We start from the raw sequence: 6,331 nt of genomic DNA, 5'->3' as shown, positions 1-6,331 counted from the left end.
CCCCGCCGCCGACCGCCTCGCCGCCGCCTTGGCCGAGGCCGGTCTGGCGGACGGCTGGGACGTTGACGGTCGTTCGCCCTCAGAACTAGGGCCGGGCTCGGCGCTGGTGTCTCGGTCGGTGGCTGAACCGGGGCCGCGGTCTGGGGCCGGGCCGGGGACGCGGTCTGTGCCCGGGGCGGGGTCAGGGGCCGAGCGCGGGGGTGGCGAGTCTGGGCGGCCGTCGCCCCGACACGCGGACCCGGTTGACGGACCGCGCTGGTTGAGCCTGCCCGCGGGCCTGGGCAGCGCGCGCGTCGCGGCCACGCGGCCGGCCGTCGTGGCCGTGGTCTTGATCGCCGTAGTCTTCGCCGCGGTGTTCGGAGTGCGGCTCCTCCGGGCCCGCGATGTGGGGTCGGTGGTGGCCCCCGCTGCCGCGCAGTTGACGGCCAATAGCCCCACGGCAACGGGGGCGTCCGGACCCGGACAGAGCGGCGCGTCCGTCGTCGTGAGCGCCACCCCGGGGTCAGCACCCGCCGCGGCACCCGGAGGCGCCGGGGCGGGCACGATCATCGTTCATGTCGTCGGGCAGGTGCGCCATGCCGGTGTGGTCGAACTCCCACCGGGGTCACGGGTCGTTGACGCGATCGACAAGGCCGGCGGCGCGGGGCGCAAGGCAGACCTGAGCGCCGTCAACTTGGCGCGCCTGCTGGTGGATGGTGAGCAGATTGTCGTGCCCAAGCCGGGGGAGGCCCCCGCGGCAGCCCCCACCTCCGCGGCGGGCAACGGTGGCGGGCCGGCCGCCCCGGCCGGTGCTGGCTCGGCGAAGGTCAACCTCAACACCGCGGACCTGGCGGCCTTCGACAGTCTTCCCGGGGTCGGTCCCGTCCTGGCCGGTCGCATCCTGGCGTGGCGCACGGAGCACGGCCGGTTCACCTCGATCGACGAACTCGCCGAAGTCAGCGGCATCGGCGAGAAGGTGCTGGCCAATCTCACTCCTCTCGTGACGTTGTGAGTTCGCAATGTCGTCCGATCTGTCGACCGTCACCAACGATGGGTCCGTCGGGCTCGCCTCGGCCGGACATGTGTTCCAGCTCCGCCCTTCCCGACGTATGCCGCGGGCCCCCTCCCGTCTCGACGCCCGGCTGCTGCTGCCCGCGGTTGTGTGCTGGGCGGTCGCCGCGATCGGTCTCGGCTGGCCGCCTTCGGCGAAATGGGCCGTCGGCGGGGTCGCGGGGGCCGCGTCCACCTTCTGCTGGTGGCGCGGCCGGCCGCGCCACGGTCGGCGATCGTCGGCGTGGCTTGTCGCCGGACTCTCCGCCGCTGCGGTGGCCTTGGTTTGCGGGGCTGCCGCGGGTGCCGACCAGCTACGCCGGACCGGGCCGATCGGAACGCTGGCCACCGAGCGGGCCGTCGCCACGGTGGCAGGGGTCGTTGTCGGTGAGCCCCTGGCGATCGCGTCCGGCCGCGCCCCGGATCGCTACCTGGTGCGCGTGCGCCTCGAGCAGATTGCCGCGCGGGGGGCCACCACGCGGGTTCGGGCCCCGGTGCTGGTGGTCGCTGATGCGCGGTGGGCCACCTTGGCCTGGCACGATCGCTTCTCCGCACAAGTCCGGCTCGGACCCGCCGAACCGGCCGACTCGGTGGTTGCGGTGGCACGTGCGCTAGGCGCCCCCGTCGTGCAACACCGCGCCCCGTGGGGCTTCTCGTGGGCAGAGCATCCACGAGCAGCACTGCGCGCCGCGATGAGCGATCTGCCGAAGGATGCGCAGGGTCTCGTGCCGGGACTGGTCATTGGTGACACGAGTCGTTCGCCTCCCGACCTCACGGCCGACATGAAAGCCACTGGCCTGACGCACTTGAGCGCCGTGAGCGGGGCCAATGTGGCCATCACATTAGGGGCCATCGTCCCGATCCTGCGCTGGATCGGAGTCCGGCGGCGCTGGCGGCCAGCGCTACTCGCCATCGCGTTGTGCGCCTTCGTCATTGTCGCCCGGCCCGAGCCGAGCGTGTTGCGTGCCTCGGCGATGGGGGCTATCGGCCTGCTGGGGATGCAGGGTTCGCGCCGCGTTGCCGGCCCGCCCGCGCTGGCCGGCGCGATGGTGGTCCTGCTTGTCATCGATCCCTGGCTGGCCCGAAGTCTGGGCTTCGCGCTGTCGAGTCTGGCCACGCTGGGACTGTTGGTGTTTGTCCGGCCATGGTCGGCCTGGCTACGCCCGCGCCTGCCAGCGCCCTTGCGGTTTGCCGCGGAGGCGCTCGTCATCCCGGTGGCCGCGCAGGTGATGTGTGCGCCCGTCATCGTGCTGATGGCTGGCTCGGTCAGTGTTGTGGGACTGCCCGCGAATCTGTTGGTCGCGCCCCTGGTCGCGCCCGTCACCCTCGGCGGCATCGGGGTCATGCTGCTGGGTCTGGTGCTGCCGCGGGCTGCCGCCCTGGCCGCCTGGATTCCGGGTGGTCCGGCGCTGCTCATCGCTTATGTGGCACATCAAGGTGCGGACCAGTCGTGGGGAAGCATCCCGTGGCCCAAATCCGGCGTCGGCGCGGTGAGCCTGGCGCTCCTGTCAGCACTCCTACTGCTGGCTGGCGCTCGTCTTGGCTTCGAAGTGGCCCGCCGGCCGCTGGCAGCCGCTGGCGTTGCTGCCGTGGGCGCCGGCTTCCTCGTGCCCACGTCGACAGTCACCTGGCCGCCGAGTGCGTGGCAGTTTGTGGCGTGCGATGTCGGCCAGGGCGACGCACTCGTACTGCGCACCGGCGCGCGATCCGCTGTCGTCGTCGACGTCGGGCCCGAGTCTCGATTAATCGACCGATGCCTGCAGCGACTCGGGGTCGCGACGCTCGACGCGGTCGTGCTGACGCACTTTCACGCCGACCACATCGACGGGCTGGCCGGGGCGCTGAGCGGTCGTCGAGTCGGGCAGATCGTCGTCGGACCGATCCGGGATCCCGCCTACGGCGCGACGGCAGTCGAGCGCCTGGCGGGGGCCCGCGGCATACCCGTTGCGGTTGTGCGGGCGGGGGATCACCTCGGGTGGGGACCCGTGTCGGCTGACGTTCTCTGGCCGGAGCGGGAGATCCACGACGGATCGATCCCCAACAACGCGTCCATAGTTCTGGACGCGTGGGTGGGATCGCTGCACCTGTTGCTCACCGGGGACATCGAGCGGGAGGCCGGGCGGGCGATTGCCGGCACCTGGCGCCGAAGCGGAGCCCCGGCGCCGGTGTACGACGTTTACAAGGCGCCGCATCACGGGTCCGCGAATCTCGATGACGGCTTCTTCGGCGTGATCCGGGCTCGCGTGGCGGTGATCAGCGTGGCCAAGGACAACGACTACGGACACCCGTCTCCGCGGACGTTGAGCATGTTGGCGAGCAAGGGAATCCCGGTGCAGCGCACCGATATCGGTGGGGACATTGCCGTATGGCGCGCCGGTGACCGACTCCTGGTCGCGCGCTCGCGCGCCCCGTAGCACCGTTTTAGGTGTGGTCCCGTTAAAGGTAGTAGTCGAGATCGCCCTGCGGATAGGTGGGGGCGAGATCGCTGGAGGCCGCGATTTCACCCAAGGCATCCAGGGTCGCGGCGACGGCGGGAACGCGCTGCAGGTCGGGCGTGGTCACGGCGACGATCTGGCGCCGGGACGCGGGCCGCACCTGGCGCGTGATGATGTCCGGGTGGTGTGCCGTGCGAACGATGAGATCGGGGATCAGCGCGACGCCTAGCCCGGCCGCCACGAGTCCGGCGACGGCCACATAGTCCTCGGTCTCGAAGGCCACGCTCGGGGTGAACTCCGCGGTTGCACACATGGACAGCAAGTGCCCCCGGCACCGCGGACAACCGGCAATCCACTTCTCGTCCCGCAGCGCGGTTATGTCGATGACGGGCTCGTCGCGCAATCGATGCGTCAGCGGCAGCGCGAGCAAGACCTCGTCGTCGAGCAGGTGGCGGGTCTCGAAGAGGTCGAGGTCTTCCTCACCCCGCCCGACATCAGTGCCCGCATAGGAGAACGCGATCGCGAGATCGCACTCGCCTGCCCGAAGGGAAGCCAGCGACTGCGCCGGCTCGGCCTCGGTAAACGAAACTTCGACGTCGGGGTAGCGCTGCTTGACCAACGCCAATGCCTTCGGCACCAATGTGGCCGATGCCGACGGGAAGGCGGCGAGCCGGACTCGACCTGCCCTTAGTCCGGCGATCGCCGCGACCTCTTCCTCAGCGGCGTCGATGGCTGCCAGGACGTCGCCGGCGCGACGCGCCAAACTGGCACCCGCCTCCGTCAACCGCACGGTGCGACCAACCCGGTCGACGAGCGCCGTGCCCGCGCGTTGCTCCAGCCGCCGAACCATCTGCGATACGGCCGGCTGCGAGTAGCCCAGCGCCAGCGCCGCCGCGGTGAAGCTGCCCTCATCGGCGATGGCCTTCATGACCCGGAGTCCAGCAACGTCGATCATCTCACAAGCATAACAAGCAGTTATGAACAATGAATCAGGAAAACGTCCGCTTATGTGAGTTTAGGATGCCGCGGCATACTTTGCGTGTGACCAGTCAGCCCACCCGAGCCCCGCTCGTGAACGCAGACATGAGCTCGGATTCCGAAGAGCGCGTACGCCGTTTCCTCGACCATGGCCCGCCGATGGTGCTGACGGGGGCGGGGATGAGCACCGATTCCGGCATTCCGGACTACCGCGGTCCAGATGGGACTCGGCGGGTCACGCCGATGCAGCATGGCGAGTTCGTCGGATCCAGCGCTGCCCGGCAACGCTATTGGGCACGCTCGTTCATCGGGTGGCAGCGCTTCTCGGCCGCCGCGCCGAATGCCGGCCACCGGGCCCTCGCCCACCTCGGCACTGGCGGCCTCATCGGGCCACTCGTGACGCAGAACGTCGACGGTCTGCACCAGCGCGCGGGCAGTCGGAATGTCACCGAACTCCATGGCTCGCTGGCGGAGGTCGTCTGCCTGACCTGCGGCACCCGTGAGTCCCGGGAACGGCTCCAGGAGCGCGTGACGGCCGCGAACCCGGAGTTCGCCGAGCGGGCGGTCGGCAGTGCCTCCGATGGGTCGCGCGTCAGCAGCCAGATCCGACCCGACGGCGACATCGTGCTTGCCGACGAGGCAGTCCTCGACTTCGTGACGCCCCGTTGCCTGGTGTGTGGTCACGACACCGTGAAGCCCGATGTGGTCTTCTTCGGCGCGAGCGTGCCGGCCGAGCGGGTCCAGCGGGTTTACGCGTTGACCGACGCCGCGCCCGCCCTGCTGGTGCTCGGCTCGTCGCTGATGGTGATGAGCGGCCTTCGTTTCGTCAAACGAGCCGCGGCGCGCGGCATACCCATTGCGATCGTCACCCGCGGGGCGACGCGGGGAGATGCGTATGCCGCGCTCCGGCTCGACGAGTCCCTGTCGCCGCTGCTCGTCGCGGTCGCCGGCATTCGCGGCTTGACCCAGGCAGCGGACTAGGCCCCACGGGGGCCGCGTCAGATGCGGCGCAGCACTGCCGTGACCTTGCCGAGGATGGTGGCGTGGTCGCCGTCGATCGGGCTGAACGCGGGGTTCTGGGGGAGGAGCCAGGTCTTGCCGTCTTTGCGCTTGAAAGTCTTGACCGTGGCCTCGCTGTCAAGCATCGCCGCGACGATGTCGCCATTGTTGGCCGCCGGCTGCTGTCGCACGACGACCCAGTCGCCATCACAGATGGCCGCGTCCACCATGGAGTCACCGACAACGCGCAGTAGGAAGAGCGTGCCCTCCCCGACGATCTGGCGTGGGAGCGGGAAGACGTCCTCGACGACCTCATCGGCGGTGATGGGAACTCCCGCAGCGATATTGCCCAGCACGGGGACGTAGGTCGCCTCGGGCCGCTCGTTGCCGCTGTCGGTGATGTCGGGCTCGGCGTCCTGATCGGCGAGTTGCATTCCGCGATAGCCAGGATGATCCGATGGCATGTCGGGGGCGACGACCTCCATCGCCCGCGGGCGATGAGGATCACGCCGAAGGAATCCCTTACGCTCGAGGGCAAGGAGTTGGTGCGAGACGGAGCTGGGTGACGTGAGTCCCACGGCCTCGCCGATCTCGCGCATGCTCGGGGGGTAGCCGCGCAGATCGATGGAGGTGCGGATGCAGTCGAGCACCCGACGCTGACGCACTGTCAGGCCATCGGGGCGGTCGCGCTCCGGCAGCCTGCGCACCGCCGCACGGTCGGCTTCCGTCTCTTGCAGATCGGGACTGTCATTGCGTGGCCGTCCCGGCCCGCGGCGTGCGCTGTCCTCGTGTGCGCCGGAGTTGCTCATCGTCTCCACGCCCCTTCCCCGGGCTCCATGCGCCGCTGGTCAGGGGCCCGCGGTCGCCTCGTGCTGGTGCTCGACAGGGGG

5 protein-coding genes are annotated in these 6,331 nt (G+C 70.2%); 3 read left to right on the top strand and 2 right to left on the bottom strand.

Annotated elements, in window-relative coordinates:
- Together BN13_RS20225 and BN13_RS08260 are read left to right on the top strand one after the other, a co-directional pair.
- Positions 1-991: ComEA family DNA-binding protein (locus BN13_RS20225; RefSeq protein WP_235433985.1), on the top strand; the 991-nt coding region annotated here is incomplete at its 5' end.
- Positions 992-998: 7 nt separating this feature from the next.
- Complete coding sequence (locus BN13_RS08260) at positions 999-3,443, top strand: ComEC/Rec2 family competence protein (RefSeq protein ID WP_048545952.1); 2,445 nt, start codon at positions 999-1,001, stop codon at positions 3,441-3,443.
- Between the two features lie 22 nt (positions 3,444-3,465).
- Here BN13_RS08260 and BN13_RS08255 read toward each other — a convergent pair whose 3' ends face one another.
- Positions 3,466-4,419, bottom strand: coding sequence for a LysR family transcriptional regulator (locus tag BN13_RS08255; RefSeq protein WP_048545951.1), 954 nt, complete (start codon positions 4,417-4,419; stop codon positions 3,466-3,468).
- A gap of 86 nt (positions 4,420-4,505) precedes the next feature.
- Here BN13_RS08255 and BN13_RS08250 point away from each other — a divergent pair, with 86 nt between their 5' ends.
- On the top strand, positions 4,506-5,423 hold the full coding sequence (locus tag BN13_RS08250; RefSeq protein ID WP_321162900.1) for an NAD-dependent protein deacetylase: 918 nt from the start codon (positions 4,506-4,508) through the stop codon (positions 5,421-5,423).
- A gap of 17 nt (positions 5,424-5,440) precedes the next feature.
- Here the strand turns inward: BN13_RS08250 and lexA are convergent, their stop codons facing one another.
- Complete coding sequence (lexA, locus tag BN13_RS08245) at positions 5,441-6,250, bottom strand: transcriptional repressor LexA (RefSeq protein WP_084733941.1); 810 nt, start codon at positions 6,248-6,250, stop codon at positions 5,441-5,443.
- Positions 6,251-6,331: the final 81 nt, after the last annotated feature.

The organism is Nostocoides jenkinsii Ben 74, assembly GCF_001046875.1.
Taxonomy (GTDB): Bacteria; Actinomycetota; Actinomycetes; order Actinomycetales; family Dermatophilaceae; genus Nostocoides_A; species Nostocoides_A jenkinsii.
This window is presented reverse-complemented; position numbering and strand designations above follow the sequence as displayed.